A 25,481-nucleotide genomic window follows, 5' to 3' on the forward strand; every position below is an offset into this window, starting at 1 on the left:
GTTCAAGCCAGCGTTAAATCAAGAGGCCGCTTTTTCAGCCTTGAATTCTTGGAGCTTTTGTACTTTGGCTCGCTCCGACAACAAGCGTAGATAGGCTTCATTTTCAGCTTGTGCCTGTTCACGGTTGTAGGTGCTGGCAGCTGATTTTACAGTGGCTGGATCAAGCTTCTCTGGCAAGCTGATTTTGCCAATTCGATAAATGACATAGCCTTTACCAGGTTCATCTACCCCTACATAAGCAGGCAGCTTGTCGACATTGGTTGAAAAAAGTCGCTCACTGGCCAGCTTGCCCAATTCGGTGGCATTGGCTCTTGTCAGCTTCTTGACTTCGGAAAAACCAGCTACATTATCAGTCGCCTTCAATTCTTCAAGCTTAACTGTACCGGCTTTGGCTGCGGCATCAACGGCTGCCTGCTCAAGTAGTTTTTGTTTAATTTGCACAGTCACTTCTGACAAAGGTCTGGCAACCGATGGACTATAGTCAGTCACATGTACTGCCAACAAGGTATTGGGTGCTACTTCAATAGCCTCGCTATTGCGTTTGTTTTTGGCGACTTCATCCGTAAAGAGTGCCTTGAGAACCTTATCATTTTTCAAATAAGGAAGCGCAGTAGATGCATCTGGCTGCCGATGTAGATTACTGGTTGACTCAATCTTCAATCCAAGTTTTGTAGCAACCGGTTCTAGCGAATCACTCTGCTCATAGACGGTATTGGAAAAGGTTTCAGCAGCTTCGGCATATTTTTGTGAAGCGAGCTGTTTTTTGACTTCACGCTCAATGCTAGGACGAACCTCGTCAAACTTTTTGATTGCAGCAGGCTTGATACTTGTCACTTTGATGATGTGATAACCAAACTGAGTTTTAATAGGTTCGCCGATTTGGTTCTCATTCAATTTGAAAGTCATCTCATCAAAAGTAGGACCGCCGATTGAACCTTTAATAATGACACCCAGATCACCCCCCTTGCTTGCCGACCCAGTATCTTGTGATTCTTTTTTTGCCAACGCCTCATACTCACCAGGATTTTTTTGCAGCTTGCTAAAAACAGCATCGGCCTTGGCCTTCGCATCAGCCCAATCTTTATCAGTGCCACCTTCCTTTACTGATAATAAAATATGACTTGCTCTGCGCTCTTCGTCAGCCTGATAACGACTTTTATTATTTTCGTAATACTCTTTTAAAGCTTCTTCATTGACGGTCAAAGAGGCTGCAATTGAATCCAATGACAAAACAACATATTGCGCATTGACCGATTCTTTAGTCATATAAGCCATCTTGTTTGACTCATATTCTTTGTCTATGGCAGACTGATCAACTGAAACTTTGGTCAGATAATCAGTCATTGGAAATTGCATAGCACGTGTCTCATACTCAAGCTGATTCAATCGCGCCAAAGCATTGCCAATTTGTTTAGCCTGCAAAGCCGTCATCCCTACAGTGGACGACACTTGTTGCAGAATCAATTCGCGTCGAACACCGACTTCAAACTGCTCAATCGTTTGCCCTTGTCCGGCCAACATCGCCTTAAAGGCATCCAGATCAAAGGTGCCATCAGGTTTCTTGAGGCCTTGAACTGCAGGAATAGTCTGAATGCTTTCGACCAGATATTTATCTGAAACTGCCAAGTTGGCTTTATTGGCGGCTGCGATCACTACATTTTGTTTGATCAAACCTTCCAGTACCGCTTGTTTGACTTCAGGCTTATCAAAGAAAGCCGCATCAAAAGAAGCCCCCATCATCTGCCTGGAACGCTCTAGTTGGTCGCGATAAGCTTGCTCAAACATTTGCTTACTGAGACGCTGACCATCCACTTCGGCAACATCATCTGACTTGCCCATAAAACGTGAATAGCTTTCTACACCCAGAAATACAAAAGATGGAAAGATGAGCAGCAATAGCAACAGCTGCATGAGGCGCTGATGGGTGCGGATGAAATCAAACATAGGAATTTGAAAGAGAGGAATGTATGAAGAATCGAAACAGTCCAACAAAAAAGGGCGAACTATGTTCGCCCTTGGGATTTTGGCGGAGCGGACGGGGCTCGAACCCGCGACCCCCGGCGTGACAGGCCGGTATTCTAACCAACTGAACTACCACTCCATTGTACTGCTGCAATCATTGCTGGTGGGTGCTGAGAGGCTCGAACTCCCGACCTACGCCTTGTAAGGGCGCCGCTCTACCAACTGAGCTAAGCACCCAACAAATCATGCTTGATTGACTGTCACATCAATCTCGAAAGAACGCTACTATAACAGGTTTTTTTAAAAAAAACTAGTTCAGAGCGTCTTTTAGTGCTTTACCAGGACGGAATTTTGGAACTTTTGCTGCTTTGATTTTAATGCTATCACCAGTACGTGGATTGCGGCCAGTACGAGCTGCACGTTTGGTCACAGAGAAAGTACCAAAACCAACCAGAGTTACACTGTTACCCTTTTTCAAGGTTGTTTTAACTGCGGAGATAATGGAATCCAATGCGCGACCTGCCGCAGCTTTGGAAATCTCGGCAGACTCAGCAATATGATCAATCAATTCGGTTTTATTCACAAAAGCCCCCTTAAGGTAGAAGAATCAGCATTTACAGTGACAACACACCATGTTGACCTGCAGCCAGTATTAGACAGGCCACAAAGTCAGGTGTCAAGCGGTTTTCAAGACATTTCTGCCTTGTAAGCCGCTATTTTTCTATGTGTCACATTAGTACTTTCCCTCAATTGGTACTTTAGTGTTTGACTAGGCCTGCAACATCTCCCACTTCCTTGGTTGGCTCAGCTGCAATTTCCACATCTTTTTCATCTTCAATCGGCACCGGTTGTCGTTCAAGAGCCAATTCAAGAACCTTGTCAATCCAACGAACCGGCACGATTTCAACCTGATTTTTCACTGCATCAGGAATCTCTGTCAGATCTTTGGCATTTTCTTCCGGAATCAAAACCAACTTAATGCCCCCCCGATGAGCAGCCAACAGCTTTTCCTTCAAACCACCGATTGGCAGCACTTCCCCCCTTAGGGTAATCTCACCTGTCATAGCAACATCCGCACGCACAGGAATGCCTGTGAGTACAGAAACGACGGCAGTCGTCATGGCTATACCAGCGCTTGGGCCATCTTTCGGCGTTGCCCCTTCAGGCACGTGAATATGAATGTCCTTGATCTCATGGAAGTTGGCAGGAATACCCAATTTCTGCGAACGCTTACGAACCACAGTCAACGCAGCCGTTATCGACTCTTGCATCACATCACCCAATTTACCGGTACGTGTAATCTTGCCTTTGCCAGGAACTGCAACAGCTTCAATAGTCAGTAAGTCGCCTCCGACTTCAGTCCAAGCCAGACCAGTCACCTGACCTATCTGGTTTTCTTTTTCGGCTACGCCAAAATTAAAACGACGCACACCTAAATATTTGTCCAGATTTTTGGGCGTAATACTGACCTTCTTATCCTGCTTTTTAAGCAGGAGAAACTTGACAACCTTACGACAAATTTTGGAAATATCTCGTTCCAATGAGCGCACACCGGCTTCTCTGGTGTAGTAACGAACAATATCCCGGATAGCAGCATTGGAGATGGATATCTCTTCCAGTTTCAAGCCATTATTCTTGATTTGTTTAGGAATCAAGTAGCTCTCAGCAATATTGACCTTTTCTTCCTCGGTATATCCAGAAAGACGAATGACTTCCATCCGATCCAATAACGCAGGTGGAATATTGAGTGAGTTCGATGTCGCCACAAACATGACATCAGACAAATCGAAATCCACCTCAATGTAATGATCAGCAAAAGTATGATTTTGCTCAGGATCCAGGACCTCTAACAAGGCCGAGGCAGGATCACCACGGAAGTCCATACCCATCTTGTCCACTTCATCCAGCAAGAATAGCGGATTTCTGACACCGACTTTGCTCAGACTCTGCAAAATCTTGCCTGGCATAGAACCAATATAGGTGCGGCGATGCCCACGAATTTCGGCTTCATCACGAATGCCACCCAACGCCATACGTACAAACTTACGATTTGTGGCTTTAGCAATCGATTGCCCCAACGAAGTCTTACCCACGCCAGGAGGGCCTACCAGGCAAAGAATTGGGGCTTTAACTTTTTCGACTCGTTGCTGAACGGCAAGATATTCAAGAATACGTTCTTTGACCTTATCAAGACCATGGTGATCTTGATCCAATACTTTTTGCGCATTGGTCAGATCGTTATTGATCTTGCTCTTCTTCTTCCACGGAAGATTAACCAAGGTATCAATATAGTTGCGAACGACTGTTGCCTCAGCTGACATAGGCGACATCAGCTTTAACTTCTTGAACTCAGCATCAGCTTTGGTTTTAGCCTCCTTGGGCATGTGCGCAGCCACAATTTTTTTCTGTAGCTCTTCAAGATCGGCGCCCTCCTCGCCTTCGCCAAGCTCTTTTTGAATCGCTTTAACTTGCTCATTCAAATAGTATTCACGCTGACTTTTTTCCATCTGACGTTTTACACGTCCGCGAATACGTTTTTCAACTTGCAGGATATCCAACTCCGATTCAAGTTGACCGAGCAAATGCTCCAGACGTTTTTCAATGTCTGACATCTCGAGAATGGACTGCTTTTGCTCAAGTTTCAGGGGTAGATGTGCCGCAATCGTGTCAGCCAGACGACCTGACTCATCGATACCTGACAGTGATGTCAGAATTTCGGGCGGAATTTTTTTGTTGAGCTTGACGTATTGATCAAACTGGGTAACGATCGCACGACGCAAGGCCTCAATTTCAGGACTATTGTCAGCACCAACTTCGATCGTCTTAACTCTGCACGAAAAATGTGTTGTCAGATCTTCAATGACCTGAATCTCGGCCCGCTGTGCTCCCTCAATCAATACCTTAACAGTACCATCGGGCAACTTGAGCATCTGTAAGATACTGGCAATACAACCTATGTTGTATATGTCTTCTTTGGAAGGCTCATCTTTAGCAGCTGTTTTTTGTGCTACCAACATGATGTGCTTACCAGACTCCATCGCAACTTCCAAGGCCTTGATAGACTTTGGCCGTCCAACGAATAATGGAATCACCATATGAGGAAACACCACAACATCTCGCAGTGGCAACAATGGTAAATCCACGTTCTCTAGGTTTTCCTGAGATTGATCTGTCATGTCAAATTCCAATCAAAAAATTATTGGCCGAAAATATCAAGCTATATATTGGATCTCGACATCAATTTTACAAGGCTAATCAAGCCGCATTATTTGTTGCTGAAGTCTTTCCCGCATCCTCAAAAATAAGCAACGGCTTTCCATCACCGTCAATGGCATTTTCATCTATCACCACTTTTGAAACATGCTGGGTAGATGGCAATTCAAACATGACATCCAGCAATGTCTGTTCAATAATCGAACGTAAGCCACGTGCACCCGTCTTGCGCTTTAACGCTTTTTTTGCTATCGCAAGCAAGGCTGGCTGCCTAATTTCGAGCTCGACACCTTCCATACCGAAGAGTTTTTGATACTGTTTGACCAAAGCATTTTTAGGTTCGACCAAAATCTGAATAAGCGCTTCTTCATTCAACTCATTCAAAGTTGCAATAACTGGCAAGCGCCCAACCAATTCGGGTATCAAACCAAATTTGATCAAATCTTCAGGCTCTACTGCCTTGAGAACGTCACCCACTTTTTTGGTCTCTTTACTTTTTACAGAGGCACCAAAACCAATGCCACCCTTTTCAGAACGGTTAGCAATAACTTTTTCCAAACCGTCGAAAGCGCCACCACAAATAAAGAGAATATTGGTGGTATCAATCTGTATGAAATCTTGATTGGGATGTTTGCGTCCACCCTGTGGTGGCACTGAAGCCATCGTGCCTTCTACCAATTTCAGCAGTGCTTGCTGAACACCTTCACCACTCACATCACGCGTAATAGAAGGGTTATCCGCCTTGCGTGAAATCTTATCGATTTCATCAATATAAACGATACCGCGCTGCGCCTTCTCAACCTCATAATTACAGTTCTGCAGTAATTTTTGGATGATGTTTTCAACATCCTCCCCAACATAACCAGCTTCAGTTAATGTGGTTGCATCCGCCATAACAAATGGTACGTTGAGCAATCTTGCAAGCGTTTGTGCGAGCAAAGTCTTACCTGAGCCAGTTGGTCCAATCAGCAAGATATTACTCTTGGCCAACTCCACATCATCTTTCTTACCCAGATATTTGAGACGCTTATAGTGGTTATAAACGGCTACCGACAGAATTCTTTTAGCCTGTGATTGACCAATCACGTATTGATCAAGAATATCGGCTATCTCTTGTGGTGTAGGCAAATCCGATTTGACTGCAACTTGTCCTTCAGTACTCGACTGCGTCTCATCTCTTATGATGTCATTACAAAGTTCAATGCATTCATCACAGATAAAAACCGATGGACCTGCAATCAGTTTCTTTACTTCGTGCTGACTCTTACCGCAAAATGAACAGTAGAGTAGCTTCTCACTGGATGAACCTTTTTTATCCGCCATAATTGTCCAGCAATGTGTTTGACATCGCCCCTATCAAAAGTGAACTTGGTAGCATATTACGCCTAATTTAACTCAGATGTCACAGCAGTTTCCGCTGAAAAAATGAGCCAAACCCGGCAATGCTTTTGAATATTGTCATTATTGTCTGCATTTCACTATTTACAACCAATTTTTATGCCCGTAAAACAGAAACAGCGCCAATTTGGCGCTGTTTCTGGATGAAAAACACACAATTTCTTAAGTACGCCTAGGTACGTTTACTCAAGACCTTGTCAATCAAGCCATATTCAGCAGCAGCATCGGCTGACATGAAATTATCTCGGTCAGTATCCCGAGCAATTTTCTCAACATCCTGTCCGGTATTTTGTGCAAGAATCAAATTGAGCTTTTCACGCAGATAAAGAATTTCACGTGCCTGAATCTCAATGTCAGAAGCCTGACCTTGTGCACCACCCAAAGGTTGATGGATCATGATGCGTGAATTTGGCAAAGAGAATCGTTTTCCTTTAGTGCCCGCAGCCAACAAAAATGCCCCCATACTCGCTGCCAATCCAGTACAAAGCGTCGAAACATCTGGCTTGATGAACTGCATCGTGTCATAAATGGCCATACCAGCAGATACTGAACCGCCTGGAGAATTGATATACAGCGAAATGTCCTTGTCAGGATTTTCGCTTTCCAGAAACAGCAACTGGGCCACCACCAAGTTGGCAGTCATGTCATTGACCGGACCCACCAAGAAAATCACTCGCTCACGCAGCAGACGTGAATAGATATCGTAGGCACGCTCACCACGACCACTTTGCTCAATTACCATCGGCACCATGCCAAGGCCTTGCGGATCAAAAGTAGAGATTGAACCTGGTTGATTTACTGCAGGATGATCAAATTGCGAACGAATCAATGATGTCATACCGTTACCTTTGAAATGGAAGAAATCGACCAAAGTGATTATTGTTGACCTTGAGCGCCCATCAGCTCTTCAAAACCAAGGGCTTTCTCTGTCACTTTTGCTTTGGATAGTACAAATTCAACAACATTGTCTTCCAGAACCAGTGCCTCTACCTCGCCCAAACGCTTTGGATCGCTGTAATACCAGCGAATCACTTCCATTGGGTTTTCGTAGCTTTGTGCAAACTCTTCAACCGCAGCTTTAAGCTGCTCTGGTTTGGCTGCAAGATTATGCTGCTTAACGAGCTCAGCAAGAATCAGACCCAAACGAACACGCCGCTCGGCCTGCGTTGAGAAAAGCTCAGCTGGCAAATTGATATTTTTAGGGTCCATACCACGGGACTGCATATCAGAATGAGCTTGCGCACGAAGACGCTCTATATCGGCTTCAATCAGGGCTGCAGGCACATCAAACTCGGCAACCTTGATCAAACCTTCCATGACGGATTCTTTAGTGCGCAACTGAGTACGTTTCTTAACTTCACGCTCAAGATTCGTTTTGATATCTTCGCGCATTTTTGCCAAATCACCATCTTCAATACCCAACGTTTTGGCAAACTCATCATTCAGTTCTGGCAATTGAGGCTTGGCAATTTTTTTCATGGTAATAGTGAAAGTAGCCGTTTTTCCAGCTACATCCTTTCCATGGTAATCCTCAGGGAATGACAATGGGAAAGACTTGGATTCGCCTACTTTCAAACCGGTTGCTGCAGCCTCGAATTCGGGCAACATTCTGCCCTGACCCAGCACAAAATCATAATCATTGGCAGTACCGCCTGGAAAGGCCACATCATCCAGCTTACCGACAAAATCAACAGCAACCTTATCTTCGCTTTGAGCAGTTTCACCTTCTGCCGCATCAATATACTGAACGCGTTGCTTACGCAAAATATCAATGGTCTTGTCAACTTCGGTATCGGAAACTGTCGCACCAACTTTTTCAACATCAACACTGGCGAAGTCACCAATCAGCACGTCAGGATAAATCTCAAACACGGCGTCAAATTCAACAGCGCCTTCTGGTTGCGCTTCTCCTGCCTTGGGTTCCATTTTCGGCATACCAGCAATACGCAACTGGTTTTCACTGGCGGCTTCGTTAAAGGCTTGACCGACTTTGTCGTTGAGCACTTCGTTTTGCACTTGATAGCCATATTGCTGGGCAACCATTTTGAGTGGCACTTTACCAGGACGAAAACCTGCCATCTTGACTGTCCGTGACAGTTTTTTCAGTCTGGCTTCGACTTCTTTTTCAATGCTGTCCATGGGAACAGAAATCGTCATGCGACGCGATAATTTTGTCAGTGTCTCAACAGCAATAGTCATAATAGTTACCCGAAAAGCAGAAAAAAGATGGTGCGAGGAGGGGGACTCGAACCCCCACACCCTTGCGGGCGTCAGGACCTAAACCTGGTGCGTCTACCAATTTCGCCATCCTCGCAGGATTAGCTTTCAAACTGAAAATAAATGCAAAAAGCGACGCGCCGCATCAATATCAAACTGCAATCGCAGGCGTCGCCACAAGAAGCACAATCCGTTATTCTAACTCAAGGTGAAATCAAGATATAGAGCCTGGTTCTTTTACTTTGAACCATAAAGCATATAGTGCTGGCAAAAATAACAAAGTCAGCAAGGTGGCAACAATCAGCCCACCCATAATGGCAATTGCCATTGGCCCCCAGAAAATGCTTCTGGTTAATGGAATCATGGCTAATACCGCCGCCGCCGCAGTCAGCATAATGGGTCTTAAGCGTCGGATTGTTGAATCAATAATGGCTTGCCATGGCGCTGACCCATGACTGATATCCTGCTCAATCTGATCAATCAGAATGACTGAGTTACGCATGATCATGCCTGATAAGGCAATCACACCCAAAGTTGCCACAAAGCCAAATGGTGCACGAAAAATCAGCAAGGCTGCGGCCGCACCAATCACGCCCAATGGCGCTGTGATGAAAACCAGCATAGTGCGTGAAAAACTATGTAGCTGCAGCATCAGCAGAGTCAACACAGCAACCAGCATGATCGGCATATTCACATTGATGGAGTCCTGACCTTCCTTGCTTTCTTCAGTAGCACCCGATACATCCAGATGGTAGCCCAAGGGCAAGGTTTCACGGATTTGGTTCATCTGTGGGTCAAGCAGCTCCGTCACATAGGGGCCTTGCATGCCTTCCACAATATCGGATTGCACAGTCACCGAAAACTGCCGGTTATGACGCCACATGACACCAGGCTCCCAAGTCATCACAGGTTTAGCAACCTGCACGATAGGTACAGCCCGACCATTTGCCGTTGGAATACTCATTTCGGCCAATTTGGAAAGGACTGTCCGCTCATCGGATGGCGCCCGCAAAACCATATCAATACTACGATTACCCTCTCGATATTGCCCCACCGTCACACCAGATAAAACCAGTTGCGCAGCCTGCGATAACACCTGCGTATTGACACCCAGCATACGAGCTTTTTCCTGATCAAGCTCAAAGTGAACGCCTTTGACCATTTCGTTCCAGTTATCATTCACCCCCATCGTGTAAGGGCTTTGACGCATGATGGCCTTGACCTCTTCGGCCAACTTCCTTAACACCGCCGGATCATCACCAACCAGTCTGAAAGCAACGGGATAAGGAACCGGTGGGCCGGCTTGTAATGGATTAATGCGGGCTCGTATTGAAGAAAACTCCAACGGCAAACGCTCTGCCAATTGTTTGCTTACTGCCTCACGCGCTTCAGGATTTTTTGTCAGGATGATGTATTGCGCCAAATTAGCCTGTTTGACCTGCTGATCCAGCGGTAGATAAAAACGTGGTGAACCATCACCCACATAGGCCACATAATTGACCACATCCGGCATCTGTTGCAACACTTTTTCAAATTTCAATGCTTGCGCTTCAACCGCCTGATAGCTACTACCCTCAGGCAACCAAAGCTCCACATTCAACTCGGGACGATTAGATGATGGGAAAAATTGCTTCTGAATAAAATTAAAACCAAATATCCCCAACACAAAAGCCAGCAAGGTGATTGCCACAACTGTCTTGCGGTAACGCACACACAATGTGACCAAACGACGGAACTGCTGATAGAAGCCGCGGTTGTACATCTCATCGCTTTCATGATGCATACCCTCATGAGTCGGTTTTAATATGAGAAAACCCAGATAAGGCGTGAAATAAACTGCTGCGACCCAGGAAATGACCAATGCCAGACCAACCACTGCAAATAAGGAAAAGGTGTACTCACCCGTGGTGGACTTGGCCAAACCAATCGGTAAAAAACCTGCAACCGTCACCAGGGTTCCCGTCAACATGGGCCAGGCTGTATGCTTGTATGCATACGAAGCCGCCGCGATTTTGTCATAGCCCTCTTCCAGTTTGCGCACCATCATTTCCACCGAAATGATGGCATCATCTACCAGCAAACCTAGCGCAATGATCAAGGCACCCAATGAAATTTTCTGCAACTCGATATCAAACAGCCACATAAAGAAAAACGTCACGGCCAATACCAGCGGAATGGTCATCGCTACCACCAGGCCTGGTCGTGCATCCACCCTAAATGGTTTGAAATGCAGACCTAAACTCAAAAAACTCACCGCCAGCACAATCACAACGGCTTCAGTCAAACTATGCAAAAATTCATGGACAGCACTATCCACCGTTTTAGGCTGATCAGATACTTTTTCCAGTTCGATACCAATCGGTAACTGTGCCTGAATCCTGGCAGCAGCTGCTTCGAGCGCTTTACCCAGCTGGATAACATCGCCTTTTTTAGCCATGACGATTCCCAAACCAATGACTTCTTTACCGTTAAAGCGCATTTTGGTGACGGGTGGATCGACAAACTCACGATGAATATTGGCAACATCACTCAAATGCAGACGCTGGTTGCCAACTTGCAGTACGACTTTCTCAATATCGGCAGCCGATTTGAACTCACCAGTGATCCGAATCTGAAAGGTTTCATCCGTGCCATTCAATACACCGGTTGCTTCCATGCCATTTTGTGCATTAATGGCATTCACAATCTGCGCTATGGTTAGCCCAAGTTGCGAAAACTTTTGATGCGATAACTCGATATATATCTTTTCATCCTGCACACCAAACAAATCGGCCTTGGCCACATTGGGTACCCGCAAAAACTCCTGACGGGCATGATCAACATAATCCTTGAGTTCGGCATAGCTAAATCCGTCGGCAGAAAACGCGTAGATCGTGCCATATGTATCGCCAAATTCATCATTGAAAAAGGGGCCCTGCAAATTGGCTGGCAAACTGGTTTTGATATCACCGACTTTTTTGCGAACCTGATACCAGATACCTGGCACATCCTTGGGCGGCACGGCACCCTTCAGAACCACAAAGGTCAGACTCTGACCAGGCTTGGCATAGCTGCGAATCTTGTCGACAAAAGGGGTATCCTGTAGCTTGCGCTCAATCTTGTCGACAACCTGCTCGGATAATTCCAGTGCGGTGGCGCCAGGCCAATTGGTGCTGATCACCATCACCCGAAAAGTAAATTCGGGATCTTCATTCTGTCCTAATTTGCTATAACTAAATAAGCCAGCAAACAAACATATGACCAGAAAAAAGCGGGTCAGTGACTGATGGGTCAAGGCCCATTCGGATAAGTTAAAGCTGCGCATGGTCAGTCTTCTCAAGGCTTGATGGTTTTTTCAGCACTGGCGGCAGCTTGCGAGTCAGTGGCACTCACAGCCTGCACATCATCCATCACCCTGACCTTTTGGCCGACCCGCAACAAATGCACACCGGCCGTCACCACTTGCGTACCCGGTGGCAAATCACCACGAACAAATACCTGGTTGTCCTGTACGCCACTCATCATCACCGGCTTGAGATTGACAGTTTGATTGGCATCGACCACCCAGACTGCGTCTTTACCCTGTTCAGAGAAAATCGCCGTCGTGGGTAGCAACACACTGCCGGAAGCGACATCCGGCAGAGACAGACGAATCGTTGCCGTCATACCCAATTGCAAAGCTTCCGGTGGGTTAATCAGGGTGATACGGCTGGCATAGGTACGCGTGGATGGATCGGCAGCAGCGGCCACTTCGCGCAACTTGCCGGTTATTTCGACATTCGGCAATGCCCAGATACCGATTTTGATTGGGTTGGCGTGACGAACAAATTCCAGCTGATCTTCCGGTACTGAAACCAATACTTCTTTTTCGGCAGTACGCGCCACATTGACAACAGGTTGACCAACATTGACTACCTGACCAACTTCGGCGCTCAGGCTGGTGACCACACCAGCAGCATCGGCTTTCAGAACACTGTATTGGGCCTGATTACCCAACACGCTCAATTGTGCGTGGGCCTGATCGGTTTTCGCCTTGGCAGCATCGAGGGTGGCTTTCCGACGTTCCAGTTCAGCGCTACTGATAAAGCCCTTGTCACGCAATTCCTGATAGCGTTTATAGTCGGCCTGAGCCAGTTGATAATCTGTCTGAGCCGCATCCAACTGTGCTTTGCCACTATTTTGGGAGAGTTGCAAATCGGTTGGATCCAGCCGTGCCAACACTTGGCCTGGCGCAACTTTCTGCCCGACTTCAACCAGCCTTGCTACAATTTTGCCAGCGACCCGAAAGCCCAAACCAGCCTCAATCCGAGGTTTGACTTCCCCCGACAGAGTAAAAACCTGATCTTGACTGGTATTCACTACCTTGATGACTTTCACACCCCGTATGACCTCCTTCTGCTCGACCTTTTCAGAACAGGCTGACAACAATGCCAGCGACAATACGAACAAAAACAAAGGCTTGCTGGAAAGGCATGACATGCTGCCCAAAGGCTGTATCGACAAGGTGTTCACGAAAACCCCAAAATTAATGACCGGTGAGTCAGCAATATATTCAATGGTTGTCCTACAGTCAATTCACGTGTCGCGTATGGTGGATTTTTCGTAGTCAGTTGCAATTCACGCCATACTGACTTTAGCTACTCGCCCATATTCAGACCAGACCAACCTAGACCAATATTCATGAGCACTTTGCAAACTGTCGATCACTATGAAAATTTTCCGGTAGCCAGTTTTTTGCTGCCGGCCCGTTTGCGGCCCGCCGTGGCAGTGATTTATCACTTTGCTCGCAGTGCCGATGATTTTGCCGATGAAGGTGATGTCCCCAACGATGAACGCTTGACCAATCTGGCGATTTATCATGCCGAACTGCAACGTATTGAACAGAAGCTGCCCCCCACCTCGCCCCAGTATGCCGCCTTGTTTACGGCAATGGCCAAAGTGATTCATCAGTGGCAGCTGCCCACCAACCTGTTTCATGATCTGCTGTCCGCCTTTGAACAAGATGTGGTAACCAAGCGCTACGCTGATCTGCCAAGTTTGCTGGATTACTGCAGCCGCTCGGCCAATCCGGTGGGGCGTCTGATGCTGCATCTTTATGGCGCGCTGGATGAAACCGCGCTCCAGCAATCGGATGCCATTTGCACGGGTTTGCAGTTGATCAATTTTTGGCAGGATGTCGCCATCGACTGGCAAAAAGCGCGCATTTATTTTCCACAAACTGCCATGCAAGAACATGGTGTGACTGAAAACATGCTGGCCAATGGCAAAGTGACGCCTGAATTTGCCAAACTCATGCAAAGCGAGTTAAAGCGTGCACAGGCAATGCTAGAATCCGGCACGCCATTGGCCAAGCGTCTGCCCGGCAGAATTGGCTGGGAGTTACGCCTGGTGATTGCCGGTGGACTGCGCATCATTGGCAAGATTGAAGCGGTCGACTACGATGTTTTTTCACGTCGCCCTACTCTGCAAAAACATGACTGGCTCAAGCTGGTCTGGCAAGCCCTGCTTTTTTAGACTGAACTCTGATGACCCCACAAGAATATTGTCAGCAAAAAGCCGCCAAGAGTGGTTCCAGCTTTTATTACAGCTTTTTGTTTTTGCCGCCCGAACGACGTGCCGCCATCACCGCACTCTATGCTTTTTGCCGCGAAGTCGATGATGTGGTGGATGAATGTGTTGATCCGCAACTGGCCCGCATCAAACTGGCCTGGTGGCGTACTGAAGTTGCCCAATCCTTTATGGGTCAACCGAGTCATCCAGTCATGCAGGCGCTGGCACCCATCGCCGCCCGTTTTCATATCACCGAATCACGCCTCAATGAAATCATTGATGGCATGGAAATGGATCTCGATCAGACCCGCTATCTGGATTACCCCGGTCTGCAACGTTATTGCTATCACGTAGCCAGTGTTGTGGGTATTTTGGCGGCGGGTATTTTCGGCCACACTTCCCCAGCCACTCTGCAATATGCCGAAAAGCTGGGGCTGGCGTTTCAGCTCACCAATATCATTCGCGATGTCGGGGAAGATGCCCGCAAAGGCCGGATCTATCTACCAGTCAATGAACTGCAACAATTTGAAGTCAAAGCCGCCGATATTCTCAACGCCCGCATGAGCGAGCGCTTTGTGGCGCTGATGCGTTTTCAGGCACAACGTGCCCATGCGACGTATGACGAAGCGCTGGTGCTATTGCCCAAGGAAGATCGTCGGGCCCAGCGCCCTGGTCTGATGATGGCGGAAATTTATCGCACCCTGCTGCGAGAAATTGAGGATGAGCAGTTTGCCGTGCTCAACCAGCGCATCAGCCTGACGCCAATCCGCAAACTCTGGCTGGCATGGACAACCTATATCAAGGGCTGATACAGCCATGACCATTGCCATCGTCGGTGGCGGCTGGGCCGGACTGGCTGCGGCAGTCCATCTGCGCCAGCAATTGGGCAAGCGCAATACGGCCACTCAAGCAGCGCAAGCAATCATGGTATTGGAAGCTGCCCCCGTACTGGGTGGTCGGGCACGCCGAGTCGAACATGACGGGCAGATAATCGACAATGGCCAGCACATTTTACTGGGTGCTTATCAAAGTACCTTGCAACTGATGCAAACGGTCGGCATCGATATTTCGTCGGTATTGCAACGGCTGCCCGTGCAACTCAGTTATAGCGATGGCTTTCACTTTGCCGCGCCAACCTTGGCTGTACCAGCGCCCTGGCATTTGCTGGCCGGCTTATTGGCTATTCAAGGTTTAAGCTGGGCTGAACGACTGGCCATGAGCAAGGTGCTACTCATCAGCCAACTGCAAGGCTGGCGTTGCGCAGACACCCTCACGGTGGCGCAATGGCTCCAGCAACATGGCCAGCCGCAGCGAGTAACAGAACGCATCTGGGCACCGCTCTGTATTTCGGCGCTCAACACGCCCCCCACGGCGGCCTCGGCTACCGTGTTTCTGGCGGTATTACGCGATAGTCTGGGCGCCCGTCGTCAAGACAGTGACATGCTGTTACCCAAAGTCGATTTATCGCGCTTGCTGCCCAATGCCGCGCAAGCCTATTTGCTTGAGCAAGGCGATGTGGTGCAAACCGGCTGTGCCGTGCGCGGTCTGCAGCAAGTTGGTCAGCAATGGCAGTTGCAACTGCAGCCTGGGCATCATGGTTTACCACCCAACGCCACCATAGCCAAGCCAGATACGCTGGTGGTTGACGCCGTGATTCTGGCCACACCACCGTGGGAAACCGGGCGGCTACTGGGACAATGGCAGATCAAGCACCCGACAATAACAACGTTGCAGGCGCTGCGCTATCACGCCATCACCACAGTGTATTTACGTTATGAGGATGTGCGGGCACTGCGTTCGCAAGCACTGGGCAATGCTCATCAAGATACCCGATTGACTCCGGCTGCAAAACCCTTCCTCGCTCTGCCCGACGCACCGACACGCCAGCACTTTGGCCAATTTGTGTTCGACCGCTTTGCGATGTCGGGGCAAGCGGCTGATCGGGGTTTGTTTGCCGTCGTCATCAGCGCCTCGGACCAGTTTGACCTGGACCGCCACAGCCTGCCCATGCAAATTCACCGGCAGCTTTGTGAAGCGCTTAACTGGCCAACGACGCCGCAGCCCATTTGGCATGAAGTCATCGCCGAAAAACGCGCTACCTTTGCCTGCACGCCGCAACGTGCGCTGCCATCCATCTCACTCGCGCAGGGCCTATTACTGGCTGGCGATTATATGGTGGCTGACTACCCGGCCACGCTGGAATCCGCTGTGCGCAGTGGTCAGGCCGCTGCAGAGCAGCTCCTGGCACATCTAAATACGCCGCATTAATTGTTAATTAAATGGAGTATATGTAATTATTAACCTCTTAAGTGCATATTGATTGACCATTGAAATATACCCCCAATAAGTATATTTTTCATGCAAACATCAGAAAAAGAAATCACTAGCATTTTCTGCAACCAATCCCCACTGTCACACTCTGAATGCTTCTATCAGCGATAATCGCCAAATAACGAATGAGTACGGAGATCAGCATGGGCCATCCCAAAGTTACCCCTGAACAGGAAGAGCAGTGGCGCGCCAACTTGACGCCCGAGCAGTATCAAGTCACACGTTGTTCAGCCACTGAACCCGCTTTTACGGGTGAATACTGGAACCACAAAAGTAATGGCATCTACCACTGTGTGTGCTGTGGCACGCCTTTGTTTGACTCCACCACCAAATATGATTCAGGTAGTGGCTGGCCGAGCTATTTTGAGCCCATCAACAGCACCGTCATCAAGGAAGAAGTCGATACCAGTTATGGCATGCGTCGCGTAGAAGTCCAATGCAACCACTGTGGTGCGCACCTTGGCCATGTTTTTCCAGACGGCCCACAACCCACCGGACTGCGTTATTGCATCAATTCCGCTTCACTGACTTTTAACGATCGGGATAACGACACGAATACTTAAGAATTACTTATGATGGATTGATACTCCCACCTATCAATCCATTTTCTGCTTTGTTAAGCTAAGTATGTATAGGGGGTTTTAAAATACCCATCCTTAGTATAATATCCTGCAAATATCTTAATTTGTCATCATGAAATTTCTTCTCGACCTATTTCCGGTCATTGTCTTTTTTGTCGCATTCAAGCTCGCCAATATCTACGTGGCAACGGGTCTGACGATTGCCGCGACATTCATCCAGATGGCCATCAGCTGGTTAAAAAACCGCAAGATCGAACCCATGCAATGGATCAGCCTGATTCTGGTCAGCGTATTTGGTGGTGCCACCATCTTTTTTCATGATGAATCGTTCATCAAGTGGAAACCGACCATCCTCTACCTACTCTTTGCTGGCGTGCTGCTGTTGAGTCCTGTGGTGGCAAAAAAGAATCTGATTGAAGCCATGATGTCAGCACAAATCAAATTGCCCATGCCGGTCTGGGCCAAGCTCAATCAGGCATGGGGACTGTTTTTCATTGTGATGGCTGCGGCCAATTATTTTGTGGCCAGCAACTATCCCACCGACATCTGGGTCAACTTCAAACTGTTTGGCGCAACTGGCATGATGCTTGTATTCATGGTCGCTCAGGGTTTTTATCTGACGCGACACATGGAGGAAGAATCATGAAAAGTACACTAGCCACTGAAATTGAACAGGCCTTGACTGAACGCTTTAACCCGGTTGTACTCGAACTGGAAGACGACAGTCACAAGCATGCAGGTCACACCGGTGCGAGCGAAGGCTCCCACTTCAACCTGATGCTGGTCGCACCAGCTTTTACAGGCACATCCAGGATGGCACGCCATCGCATGGTGTATGATGCGCTTGCAAAATGGGTTCCCGGGAAAATTCACGCCCTGTCCATCAAGGCAATCAGCCCGGAAGAACAACAAACTTGAATTACCTTGTGATTTAACCCCTTGATTTAACTCTTTATCAACCGCTTTTGTTTTTTGCTTTGGACTTTTTTCATGACAATTAAAGCTTCTCACCTCATTAGCTCCCTCATAGCCGGTATTGTGCTGACCACATCCAGCCTGGCATTGGCTCAAAACGTGGCCGTCGTTAATGGCAAAGCCATTCCTAAAGCGCGTGCTGACGCCATGACCAAAGAGGCCATCAAACGTGGCCAGAAAGAAGGCCCGGAACTGCAACAGATGGTTCGCGAAGAGTTGATCAACCGCGAAATCTTCATGCAGGAAGCTGAAAAGAAAGGCATCGCCAATACAGACGAAATCAAGACCCAGCTGGATCTGGCTCGTCAAAGCATTGTGATTCGCGCTCTGGTGGATGATTTCCTCAAGAAAAATCCAGTGACAGATGCTGAAATCAAAGCCCAGTACGAAACCATCAAAAAACAGGTTGGTGACAAGGAATACCATGCTCGTCACATCCTGGTTGATAAAGAAGAAGATGCCAAAGCCATCATCGCCAAACTGAAAGCCGGTGGCAAATTTGAAGAGCTGGCCAAACAGTCCAAAGATCCAGGTTCAGCACCAAACGGTGGTGACCTTGATTGGGCCTCGCCTGCCAACTTCGTCAAACCATTCTCTGACGCAATGATCGCGCTGAAAAAAGGTGAATTCACTGATACACCAGTAAAAACCCAATTTGGCTACCACATCATCAAACTGGAAGATGTGCGTGATGCCAAGGCACCGCCGCTGGAAGAGGTTCGTGCTCAGATGGAAGAGCAACTGCGCGGTCAAAAACTGCAGAAATATCAGGCAGAACTGAAAGAAAAAGCCAAGGTTCAGTAATCCAATCTGGCTTTTGCTGTTCAATAAAAAACCCGGCAGTGCCGGGTTTTTTATTGCCTTCTAAAACGGCTTCAAAAAATCAACGCGTAATTACTACATTCAGAACCACACCGTCCTGCTATCAAATCACATTGACTGGCAACTTGAGATAAACCTTGCCATTGTCCTCTGCAGCTGGCCAGTTACCTGCCCGGATATTGACCTGAATCGCCGGCAATATCAGTACCGGCATTTCCAAAGTCTGGTCACGTGCTTCGCGCATGGCCACAAACTGCGCTGCTGTCACGCCATCATGCACATGAATATTATGCGCACGCTGCTCGGCCACGGTCGTTTGCCAGACCGGCGCACGATCAGTTGGCGGGTAATCATGACACATGAATAAACGTGTTGCCGCAGGTAAACTCAATAAGGTCTGAATCGACTGATACAACACCTTGGCACTGCCACCTGGAAAATCGCAACGCGCCGTTCCCACGTCAGGCATGAACAAGGTATCGCCAACAAACACCGCATCAGCAATCTGATAGGCCATATCCGCCGGTGTATGGCCCGGTACAAACAGCGCCCTGGCTGTCAACTGACCAATCGCAAAAGTTTCATCGGGTACAAACAGGTAATCAAACTGGGTGCCTTGCGGGATAAACTCATCACCCAAATGAAAGATGTCTTTAAAAACCTGCTGCACCTGTCTGATCGCCTGCCCGATTGCCACCTTGCCACCAACACGTTCACGCAGATAAGCCGCCGCAGACAAATGATCAGCATGCGCGTGGGTTTCCAATATCCAATCGACATGCAAATCCAAGCGTGCAATAAAATCGACAATACAATCTGCCGAAGTCGTGGTGCTGCGCCCTGACTTTGGATCAAAGTCCAGCACCGGATCAATGATTGCGGCGTGACCACTGGCTTCGTCAAACACCACATAGCTGATGGTCATGGTCTGAGCATCGAGAAAAGCCTCGATCTGAGGTACCGGCACCCTGGATTGCAGCGTCGATTCTGCCTTGTCAACCTGAGCCAGGTTATTCATTTGCTCAGTGGTCTGCTCGGTAGTCTCATTAATCATTGGCTTAGTCATTTGAAATCTCATCCATATATTCAACTTACTTGAAGTATATTATATTTTTTTATATAATATTTGTTAGTAAATTGTTTATCATCCCTCATCAATGAAATGACTAAAACCCACCTTGATATTGCTGCCATGCGTGCCGGTGCTACACAGGCCACCAGTGTGTTGCGGGTACTGTCCAACCCTGATCGCCTGATGCTGCTTTGCCGGATTTCAAGTGGAGAAGTCTGTGTCAGCGATCTGGAAGAAGAACTGGAGATTCACCAACCGACCCTATCACAGCAACTCGCCGTGCTACGCAACGAAGAACTCGTGACCACGCGACGTGACGGCAAAAATATCTTTTATGGCATTGCAGATCCCAATGTCATGATCTTGCTTAAAACCCTCTATCAACTTTATTGCCCCGCACAGGAAAGCTGAAATCATGATGATTGACTGGTCTGCTTTTACCCCATACTCATCGCTGCTGGGCGGTGCGATGATTGGCCTGGCCGCGGCCATACTCGTGTTGTTCAATGGCCGGATTGCTGGCATCAGCGGTATCACCGGCATGCTACTTGGCAAAGTGTTACGTCATGAACGATCTGACACCATCTGGCGCATAACCTTTCTGCTAGGTCTGCTTAGCGCACCTTGGTTGTGGTCCTTGTTTCAAGCTTATCCATTCATTCTGACGGATACATCAACCTCTTTGCTCATCATGGCAGGATTACTGGTTGGTATTGGCACTCGCTTGGGTTCGGGCTGCACAAGCGGTCACGGTGTATGTGGCCTGGCTCGCCTGTCGCCCCGATCACTGGCCGCGACCGCGACTTTCATGACGGCGGGCTTTGTCACAGTCTATCTATTACGTCACGGAGGCTGACACTCATGGCGATTACCCGAATATTGTCAGCATTGATTAGCGGGCTGATTTTTGGTCTGGGGCTAATCCTGTCCGGCATGTCCAGCCCCATTAAAGTGCAAGCCTTCCTTGATCTGGCCGGTGTCTGGGATCCTTCATTAGCCATGGTAATGGCAGGTGCCATTGCCGTTGCCATGCCCGCCTTTTTTTGGGTGCAGCGGCGTCAACAAACCTTATTATCAGAACCTGTGCATTTGCCTGGCATCCGTCATCTTGATTGGCGCCTATTAGGCGGCAGCGCCCTGTTTGGCATTGGCTGGGGACTCGCAGGTTTCTGCCCGGGCCCTGCATTGGTCAGCTTGAGTGCAGGCAATCACTCAGCCATGATTTTTAGCATTGCCATGCTGAGCGGTATGTTGATTTATGAACTGCTACAAATAATCATGGCCCACCATAAAAAAGGTAGCACATGACTTTGCTGAATATCTCGACAGAATGGTCAGCCTGGCTCGACTGGACTGTCGTCAGCCTCTGCCTGGCAGCGATCGCCTTGTATGAATGGCGTACAGAGCAGCAAAGATCACGTGCTCCCCAGCAGATTGCCCGCCATACTCATGGACTGATTCGCGCCAACTGGGTCAGACATACCATGGCCAAGCCCGGCAACGAAGTCATGGCGGTACAAACTTTACGCAATTCCATGATGGCGGCCAGCATCACTGCCTCGACTGCCATCTTGACGCTGATGGGCACGCTGTCCTATGTTGCGCCAAGATTAACGGAAACAATATTGAAAATTTCAATACCTAGCACGACTGAAATCATCCACATGATTTTACTCATGCTGCTCGCTATCGTCCTGTTTGCTGCTTTTGTTTGTTCGAGTATGGCAGTACGTTTTTATAATCACCTGGGCTATATGATGGCCACACCAGAAAATGATGCACGGCGCGCTCAATTGGCTGAGCTGGGTGCAAGCTATGCCATCAAGGCAGGTGATCAATATAGTTTGTCATTACGCTGTTTTTTCTACATTGCACCACTCATCTGTGGCCTGGCTTATTTACCCTTGATGATTCCAGGCACGCTGGCACTATTGGCCATGTTACAGTGGTTTAATGAAGCGCCGATAGAAAGCACCATGCTGAAGCTGAACGATTCAGCTAAGTAACTAAATCTAAATCGTTACCGAGCTGGTTTCTTGGTTCTTCGCCAAGGTGGCAAACCAGCCCACTCACAAATTGTTGCTGGACAGTGCAACTGAGGTGGCTTCGGGCACCGTCATCGCTTGAGAAAAATCAGTCGTCAACGTCGCCTCAACAGCTTCTTCGCTGATTAAGACGCCCGAGGCTGACGGTCTCATTTCAAATGCCGCTGTATCCAATGATTGTGCTTGCGGGACTTTGATCAACAATGACAGTAACAACAACACCAACCCCATTGCGGCAGGTCGACGAAACTTTTGAAACTTGCGATCTGTGAGTAAATACAGACGCTGCAGCAGGAACATCATCATCATTTTCTCCAATCAAATGGTGCAAGTCTCCTGATCATCATCAAAATTTATTGCGGCGCAACATTATTCAATGTTAAGGGTTTACCCTCATAATCTCAAGATTGATTTGCGCATTTCTCAAAAAACTCCAGCAAATCACTTCATAATCAAACAAAGTTCACAAAGGAGTTGGCATGCTGTTTTCAGTGATTACAGAGCAATCTTATTGGCGCAAAGGGTTACGACTTGCTTGGAATAGCCTATTTTTTATGGCGCTATTACTGGCTTGGTTAAACCCAGTCAAGGCCGAGGATCTGAAAATCGGACTTTCTGCCGATGTCACTTCAATGGACCCGCATTTTGTCAATATCGCCCCCAATATTGCCTTTGGCTGGCATATTTTTGATGCGCTGACGCATACCGATAAAAATGCGCGACTGATTCCAGGGCTGGCCTTGAGCTGGAAAACCATTGACGCCACGACCTGGGAATTCAAACTCCGCCCAGGCGTAAAATTTCATGATGGCAGTGAGTTCAGCGCCGACGATGTGGCCTTTTCAATTGCCCGGCCTGCAACATTGATAAATAGCCCAGGCCCATTTACCAGCTATACCAAATCCATCATCGCCACCCAAATTGTGGACAAGCTGACCATCCGCTTTAAAACGGCTGCACCCTACGGTATGCTGCCAGCCGATCTCAATTCGATCATGATCGTCAGCAAAAAAGTGGTGGAACACGCCACCAGTGAAGATTTCAACAGTGGCAAGGCAATGATTGGCACAGGGCCATTCAAGTTTGAACGCTTTGACCGTGGCCAAAGTATCAGCGTCATTCGTAATCCCAATTACTGGGGTGGCGCGCCACACATTGAGCCCAATGGCCTGGCACAATGGGACAGAGTGATCTTGCGGATTTTGCCTAATGACGCGGCACGTACCGCCGCCCTGCTTTCAGGTGATGTGGACGTGATTGAAAACCCTTCCACGCCCGATATTGTCCGCCTGAAAGCACAATCCAACCTGCAGTTGGCGCAAGTGGTGAGCTGGCGCACACTGTTTTGGCAACTGGATCAATATCGCGATGCATCACCATTCATCACCGATAAATCAGGCAAACCCCTGGGAAAAAATCCGTTCAAGGATCGTCGGGTACGGCTGGCGCTTTCCAAAGCAATTCAGCGCGATGCCCTGGTTTCCCGGGTAATGGAAGGATTGGCCTTACCCGCTTCCAATATTGTCTCTCCGCATATCTTTGGTCATAGTGGTGCCACACCAGAAGCCTACGACCCTGAAGGTGCCAAAAAATTATTGGCTGAAGCAGGTTACCCCGATGGCTTTGCACTGACCCTGCACGCCCCCAATAATCGTTATGTGAATGATGATCAGATCGCTCAGGCAACCGCCCAGATGCTTGCGAAAATCGGCATAGCCTGCAAGGTGGAGACCATGCCTTCGGCCACCTACTTTGGCCGGGCACGCAAGGGGGAATTCAGTATGGCTTTGCTGGGCTGGGGGTCATTTACGGGCGACTTTGCGCTGCGCGCCATTTTGGGTTCACCCAATCCGGAAACCGGCTACGGCACCTGGAACTGGGGTCAATATAAAAACCCCAAACTGGATGAGTTGATCGCCAAAGCACTCGCCAATCCCGATGATAAACAGCGGGAGGTACTGGCCAAGCAAGCTGCCAGCATGGCGATGAATGATGTGGCAGTGATTCCCAGCCACCATCAACTGGCTATCTGGGCAATGAAAAAGGGGCTACGCTTTGATGCACGTACCGATGAATTTACCTTGGCACATCAGTTCAGCAAATGATTGCCTGAGCACGATCACAGAAAAAATGGAAACACGAACTCAAGCTTGAGTGGCAATTTAATGATGATGGTGAGCATTGATATGGGTATGATCAAGCAAGTGAATACCAAAGTGCGTCATTAAATCCAACCCGGCAATATGCCGGGGTGAATCCAGACGCAAAGCATGTTCTTCATCGAAGCGCCGCACTTGATCATCAGATGCAAAGGTTCTGGGATCAGCCACTTTCTGCCTGACACCCAGACTAACAGCCATAGCGCTTAACAAGGACTGGAAAGACATCACAAAATTCCAAATAATTTGAGTACGATCAGTGCAATGACTGGCACACCCAATAACCACAACAAAAACATCTTGAACATGACGGTTCCTTTCAATCAACTTGAATGGATTACACCACCACAGCTTCACTATACCCAGAAAATATGAAGCAATTAAGTCGTGCAATCACTTAGGTACGATGACTTGGTTACTTATTTTTGCCTACATATTGAATTTGGTTTTGGCCTTGTCAATACAACTTGATTTGGCCGTACCCGAAAGCACATCACATTTCTCTTTTTCAACTTTGTAAGCAGACTCCTGATGCGCCTTCATATCATCATGTTTGGCCTCATCCATTTTTTCAGTGGCTTTCGCATCTGCCTTGGCATTGGCTTCGGCAGCCTTCGCTTCTTTGATGCAGACATCCTTGGCATTGCCGGTCAGGGCATCACATTTTTCTTTGGCAACACTCGCCCGGGCTGCTGCCTTGTCTTCACGGGCATCGCGCGCGGATGAACTGGTCTGCTTGTAATTATTTTCGGCATCCGCCTTGGCCATTTTTTCTTGCGCCTTGGCCTCTTTGATGCAGACATCCTTGGCGTTACCCGTCATGCCATCACAGTGCTCCTTAGCCATCTTGTAGTCCATTTCAGCCTTTTCCTTGGCGGCTTTATAAGCGGTCTTATCACCTTCTGCATGGCTCAATATCGGGGTTGCCAATGCCATAGAAGTAATAGCTGCCAACATACATTTGCTTAATACAGAATTTGAAATAATTGATTTCATAAGAAACTCCTGGTGACGAATGATTTTTATAACGGTGATAACGATTTATACCGCCTGCGAATGAGCACTGAAGCATGCACTTCACTGCACTGCCAGTGTCGCTAAATCAAGAAATTCATCATGCAAGCCAGCGGGGGCTCATTAGGTCAGCATTGGCTGACCTGATCGACAGTCGGGGATG

24 protein-coding genes and 3 tRNA genes are annotated in these 25,481 nt (G+C 48.0%); 12 read left to right on the forward strand and 15 right to left on the reverse strand.

The window, feature by feature from the left end; genetic code table 11:
• Positions 1-18 precede the first annotated feature (18 nt).
• From ACMYR3_RS12010 to ACMYR3_RS12060, 11 genes are all read right to left on the reverse strand, one after another.
• A complete protein-coding gene (locus ACMYR3_RS12010; RefSeq protein ID WP_424192184.1) occupies positions 19-1,944 on the reverse strand; it encodes a SurA N-terminal domain-containing protein in 1,926 nt (641 codons plus the stop codon).
• Positions 1,945-2,024: 80 nt separating this feature from the next.
• Positions 2,025-2,101, reverse strand: a tRNA-Asp gene (locus ACMYR3_RS12015).
• A 22-nt stretch (positions 2,102-2,123) separates the two neighbouring features.
• Positions 2,124-2,199, reverse strand: a tRNA-Val gene (locus ACMYR3_RS12020).
• Between the two features lie 73 nt (positions 2,200-2,272).
• Entirely contained in the window at positions 2,273-2,545 is a 273-nt protein-coding gene (locus ACMYR3_RS12025; protein ID WP_424192185.1) for an HU family DNA-binding protein, read from the reverse strand.
• Between the two features lie 175 nt (positions 2,546-2,720).
• Positions 2,721-5,138, reverse strand: coding sequence for an endopeptidase La (gene lon, locus ACMYR3_RS12030; RefSeq protein WP_424192186.1), 2,418 nt, complete (start codon positions 5,136-5,138; stop codon positions 2,721-2,723).
• Between the two features lie 79 nt (positions 5,139-5,217).
• On the reverse strand, positions 5,218-6,498 hold the full coding sequence (gene clpX / locus ACMYR3_RS12035) for an ATP-dependent Clp protease ATP-binding subunit ClpX (RefSeq protein WP_424192187.1): 1,281 nt from the start codon (positions 6,496-6,498) through the stop codon (positions 5,218-5,220).
• A gap of 247 nt (positions 6,499-6,745) precedes the next feature.
• A complete protein-coding gene (clpP, locus tag ACMYR3_RS12040) occupies positions 6,746-7,324 on the reverse strand; it encodes an ATP-dependent Clp endopeptidase proteolytic subunit ClpP (protein ID WP_424196496.1) in 579 nt (192 codons plus the stop codon).
• A gap of 125 nt (positions 7,325-7,449) precedes the next feature.
• Positions 7,450-8,772 carry a trigger factor gene (gene tig / locus ACMYR3_RS12045; protein WP_424192188.1) on the reverse strand — a complete coding sequence of 441 codons (1,323 nt, stop codon included), beginning with the start codon at positions 8,770-8,772 and terminating at the stop codon, positions 7,450-7,452.
• Positions 8,773-8,800: 28 nt separating this feature from the next.
• A tRNA-Leu gene (locus ACMYR3_RS12050) sits at positions 8,801-8,887 on the reverse strand.
• Between the two features lie 117 nt (positions 8,888-9,004).
• Complete coding sequence (locus ACMYR3_RS12055; protein ID WP_424192189.1) at positions 9,005-12,094, reverse strand: efflux RND transporter permease subunit; 3,090 nt, start codon at positions 12,092-12,094, stop codon at positions 9,005-9,007.
• 11 nt (positions 12,095-12,105) lie between these two features.
• Positions 12,106-13,281: an efflux RND transporter periplasmic adaptor subunit gene (locus tag ACMYR3_RS12060; RefSeq protein ID WP_424192190.1), complete on the reverse strand. Its 1,176-nt coding sequence runs from the start codon at positions 13,279-13,281 to the stop codon at positions 12,106-12,108.
• A gap of 168 nt (positions 13,282-13,449) precedes the next feature.
• On the opposite strand from ACMYR3_RS12060, the gene hpnC reads away from it, so the two are divergent.
• The 7 genes from hpnC to ACMYR3_RS12095 all read left to right on the forward strand — a co-directional run bounded on the left by hpnC (position 13,450) and on the right by ACMYR3_RS12095 (position 19,010).
• Entirely contained in the window at positions 13,450-14,283 is an 834-nt protein-coding gene (hpnC, locus tag ACMYR3_RS12065) for a squalene synthase HpnC (RefSeq protein ID WP_424192191.1), read from the forward strand.
• Between the two features lie 11 nt (positions 14,284-14,294).
• The gene (gene hpnD / locus ACMYR3_RS12070; RefSeq protein WP_424192192.1) at positions 14,295-15,128 is read left to right on the forward strand and encodes a presqualene diphosphate synthase HpnD; all 834 of its coding nucleotides are present in this window, start codon (positions 14,295-14,297) and stop codon (positions 15,126-15,128) included.
• A gap of 7 nt (positions 15,129-15,135) precedes the next feature.
• A complete protein-coding gene (hpnE, locus tag ACMYR3_RS12075; protein ID WP_424192193.1) occupies positions 15,136-16,587 on the forward strand; it encodes a hydroxysqualene dehydroxylase HpnE in 1,452 nt (483 codons plus the stop codon).
• A 206-nt stretch (positions 16,588-16,793) separates the two neighbouring features.
• Positions 16,794-17,213: a peptide-methionine (R)-S-oxide reductase MsrB gene (gene msrB, locus ACMYR3_RS12080; protein ID WP_424192194.1), complete on the forward strand. Its 420-nt coding sequence runs from the start codon at positions 16,794-16,796 to the stop codon at positions 17,211-17,213.
• 130 nt (positions 17,214-17,343) lie between these two features.
• Positions 17,344-17,877 (forward strand): septation protein A, encoded by a 534-nt coding sequence (locus ACMYR3_RS12085; protein ID WP_424192195.1) that lies wholly within the window; start codon positions 17,344-17,346, stop codon positions 17,875-17,877.
• Positions 17,874-18,149, forward strand: coding sequence for a BolA family protein (locus ACMYR3_RS12090; RefSeq protein WP_424192196.1), 276 nt, complete (start codon positions 17,874-17,876; stop codon positions 18,147-18,149). Before ACMYR3_RS12085 ends, ACMYR3_RS12090 begins: the two co-directional genes overlap by 4 nt.
• 72 nt (positions 18,150-18,221) lie before the next feature.
• Positions 18,222-19,010, forward strand: a complete 789-nt coding sequence (locus tag ACMYR3_RS12095) for a peptidylprolyl isomerase (protein ID WP_424192197.1) — start codon at positions 18,222-18,224, stop codon at positions 19,008-19,010.
• A gap of 121 nt (positions 19,011-19,131) precedes the next feature.
• Here ACMYR3_RS12095 and ACMYR3_RS12100 read toward each other — a convergent pair whose 3' ends face one another.
• Positions 19,132-19,953 (reverse strand): MBL fold metallo-hydrolase, encoded by an 822-nt coding sequence (locus tag ACMYR3_RS12100; RefSeq protein WP_424196498.1) that lies wholly within the window; start codon positions 19,951-19,953, stop codon positions 19,132-19,134.
• Positions 19,954-20,190: 237 nt separating this feature from the next.
• On the opposite strand from ACMYR3_RS12100, the gene ACMYR3_RS12105 reads away from it, so the two are divergent.
• From ACMYR3_RS12105 to ACMYR3_RS12120, 4 genes are read left to right on the forward strand one after another with little or no spacing between them, the layout of a single operon-like run.
• A complete protein-coding gene (locus tag ACMYR3_RS12105; protein WP_424192198.1) occupies positions 20,191-20,511 on the forward strand; it encodes a metalloregulator ArsR/SmtB family transcription factor in 321 nt (106 codons plus the stop codon).
• 4 nt (positions 20,512-20,515) lie between these two features.
• On the forward strand, positions 20,516-20,956 hold the full coding sequence (locus ACMYR3_RS12110) for a YeeE/YedE family protein (protein WP_424192199.1): 441 nt from the start codon (positions 20,516-20,518) through the stop codon (positions 20,954-20,956).
• Positions 20,957-20,961: 5 nt separating this feature from the next.
• A complete protein-coding gene (locus tag ACMYR3_RS12115) occupies positions 20,962-21,408 on the forward strand; it encodes a DUF6691 family protein (RefSeq protein ID WP_424192200.1) in 447 nt (148 codons plus the stop codon).
• Complete coding sequence (locus ACMYR3_RS12120; protein ID WP_424192201.1) at positions 21,405-22,106, forward strand: DUF599 domain-containing protein; 702 nt, start codon at positions 21,405-21,407, stop codon at positions 22,104-22,106. Before ACMYR3_RS12115 ends, ACMYR3_RS12120 begins: the two co-directional genes overlap by 4 nt.
• Positions 22,107-22,169: 63 nt before the next feature.
• Here the strand turns inward: ACMYR3_RS12120 and ACMYR3_RS12125 are convergent, their stop codons facing one another.
• Positions 22,170-22,454 carry a hypothetical protein gene (locus ACMYR3_RS12125; protein WP_424192202.1) on the reverse strand — a complete coding sequence of 95 codons (285 nt, stop codon included), beginning with the start codon at positions 22,452-22,454 and terminating at the stop codon, positions 22,170-22,172.
• A gap of 245 nt (positions 22,455-22,699) precedes the next feature.
• On the opposite strand from ACMYR3_RS12125, the gene ACMYR3_RS12130 reads away from it, so the two are divergent.
• The gene (locus ACMYR3_RS12130) at positions 22,700-24,250 is read left to right on the forward strand and encodes an ABC transporter substrate-binding protein (RefSeq protein WP_424196500.1); all 1,551 of its coding nucleotides are present in this window, start codon (positions 22,700-22,702) and stop codon (positions 24,248-24,250) included.
• A 57-nt stretch (positions 24,251-24,307) separates the two neighbouring features.
• Here the strand turns inward: ACMYR3_RS12130 and ACMYR3_RS12135 are convergent, their stop codons facing one another.
• Together ACMYR3_RS12135 and ACMYR3_RS12140 are read right to left on the reverse strand one after the other, a co-directional pair.
• Positions 24,308-24,532 (reverse strand): hypothetical protein, encoded by a 225-nt coding sequence (locus tag ACMYR3_RS12135; protein ID WP_424192203.1) that lies wholly within the window; start codon positions 24,530-24,532, stop codon positions 24,308-24,310.
• Positions 24,533-24,733: 201 nt separating this feature from the next.
• The gene (locus ACMYR3_RS12140; RefSeq protein WP_424192204.1) at positions 24,734-25,300 is read right to left on the reverse strand and encodes a hypothetical protein; all 567 of its coding nucleotides are present in this window, start codon (positions 25,298-25,300) and stop codon (positions 24,734-24,736) included.
• Between the last annotated feature and the right edge of the window lie 181 nt (positions 25,301-25,481).

Origin of the sequence: Ampullimonas aquatilis (genome assembly GCF_049675895.1) — a bacterium.
In the GTDB taxonomy this organism is placed as follows: Bacteria; Pseudomonadota; Gammaproteobacteria; order Burkholderiales; family Burkholderiaceae_D; genus Ampullimonas; species Ampullimonas aquatilis.

What these genes read in the sequence shown, in the direction of transcription:
- ACMYR3_RS12010 (WP_424192184.1), bottom strand. Translation starts at nt 1,944, where the DNA reads ATGTTTGATTTCATCCGCACCCATCAGCGCCTCATGCAGCTGTTGCTA.
- lon (WP_424192186.1), bottom strand. Translation starts at nt 5,138, where the DNA reads ATGACAGATCAATCTCAGGAAAACCTAGAGAACGTGGATTTACCATTG.
- clpX (WP_424192187.1), bottom strand. Translation starts at nt 6,498, where the DNA reads ATGGCGGATAAAAAAGGTTCATCCAGTGAGAAGCTACTCTACTGTTCA.
- clpP (WP_424196496.1), bottom strand. Translation starts at nt 7,324, where the DNA reads ATGGTGCCGATGGTAATTGAGCAAAGTGGTCGTGGTGAGCGTGCCTAC.
- tig (WP_424192188.1), bottom strand. Translation starts at nt 8,772, where the DNA reads ATGACTATTGCTGTTGAGACACTGACAAAATTATCGCGTCGCATGACG.
- ACMYR3_RS12055 (WP_424192189.1), bottom strand. Translation starts at nt 12,094, where the DNA reads ATGCGCAGCTTTAACTTATCCGAATGGGCCTTGACCCATCAGTCACTG.
- hpnC (WP_424192191.1), top strand. Translation starts at nt 13,450, where the DNA reads ATGAGCACTTTGCAAACTGTCGATCACTATGAAAATTTTCCGGTAGCC.
- hpnD (WP_424192192.1), top strand. Translation starts at nt 14,295, where the DNA reads ATGACCCCACAAGAATATTGTCAGCAAAAAGCCGCCAAGAGTGGTTCC.
- hpnE (WP_424192193.1), top strand. Translation starts at nt 15,136, where the DNA reads ATGACCATTGCCATCGTCGGTGGCGGCTGGGCCGGACTGGCTGCGGCA.
- msrB (WP_424192194.1), top strand. Translation starts at nt 16,794, where the DNA reads ATGGGCCATCCCAAAGTTACCCCTGAACAGGAAGAGCAGTGGCGCGCC.
- ACMYR3_RS12085 (WP_424192195.1), top strand. Translation starts at nt 17,344, where the DNA reads ATGAAATTTCTTCTCGACCTATTTCCGGTCATTGTCTTTTTTGTCGCA.
- ACMYR3_RS12090 (WP_424192196.1), top strand. Translation starts at nt 17,874, where the DNA reads ATGAAAAGTACACTAGCCACTGAAATTGAACAGGCCTTGACTGAACGC.
- ACMYR3_RS12095 (WP_424192197.1), top strand. Translation starts at nt 18,222, where the DNA reads ATGACAATTAAAGCTTCTCACCTCATTAGCTCCCTCATAGCCGGTATT.
- ACMYR3_RS12100 (WP_424196498.1), bottom strand. Translation starts at nt 19,953, where the DNA reads ATGACCATCAGCTATGTGGTGTTTGACGAAGCCAGTGGTCACGCCGCA.
- ACMYR3_RS12105 (WP_424192198.1), top strand. Translation starts at nt 20,191, where the DNA reads ATGACTAAAACCCACCTTGATATTGCTGCCATGCGTGCCGGTGCTACA.
- ACMYR3_RS12110 (WP_424192199.1), top strand. Translation starts at nt 20,516, where the DNA reads ATGATGATTGACTGGTCTGCTTTTACCCCATACTCATCGCTGCTGGGC.
- ACMYR3_RS12115 (WP_424192200.1), top strand. Translation starts at nt 20,962, where the DNA reads ATGGCGATTACCCGAATATTGTCAGCATTGATTAGCGGGCTGATTTTT.
- ACMYR3_RS12120 (WP_424192201.1), top strand. Translation starts at nt 21,405, where the DNA reads ATGACTTTGCTGAATATCTCGACAGAATGGTCAGCCTGGCTCGACTGG.
- ACMYR3_RS12125 (WP_424192202.1), bottom strand. Translation starts at nt 22,454, where the DNA reads ATGATGATGATGTTCCTGCTGCAGCGTCTGTATTTACTCACAGATCGC.
- ACMYR3_RS12130 (WP_424196500.1), top strand. Translation starts at nt 22,700, where the DNA reads ATGGCGCTATTACTGGCTTGGTTAAACCCAGTCAAGGCCGAGGATCTG.
- ACMYR3_RS12135 (WP_424192203.1), bottom strand. Translation starts at nt 24,532, where the DNA reads ATGTCTTTCCAGTCCTTGTTAAGCGCTATGGCTGTTAGTCTGGGTGTC.
- ACMYR3_RS12140 (WP_424192204.1), bottom strand. Translation starts at nt 25,300, where the DNA reads ATGAAATCAATTATTTCAAATTCTGTATTAAGCAAATGTATGTTGGCA.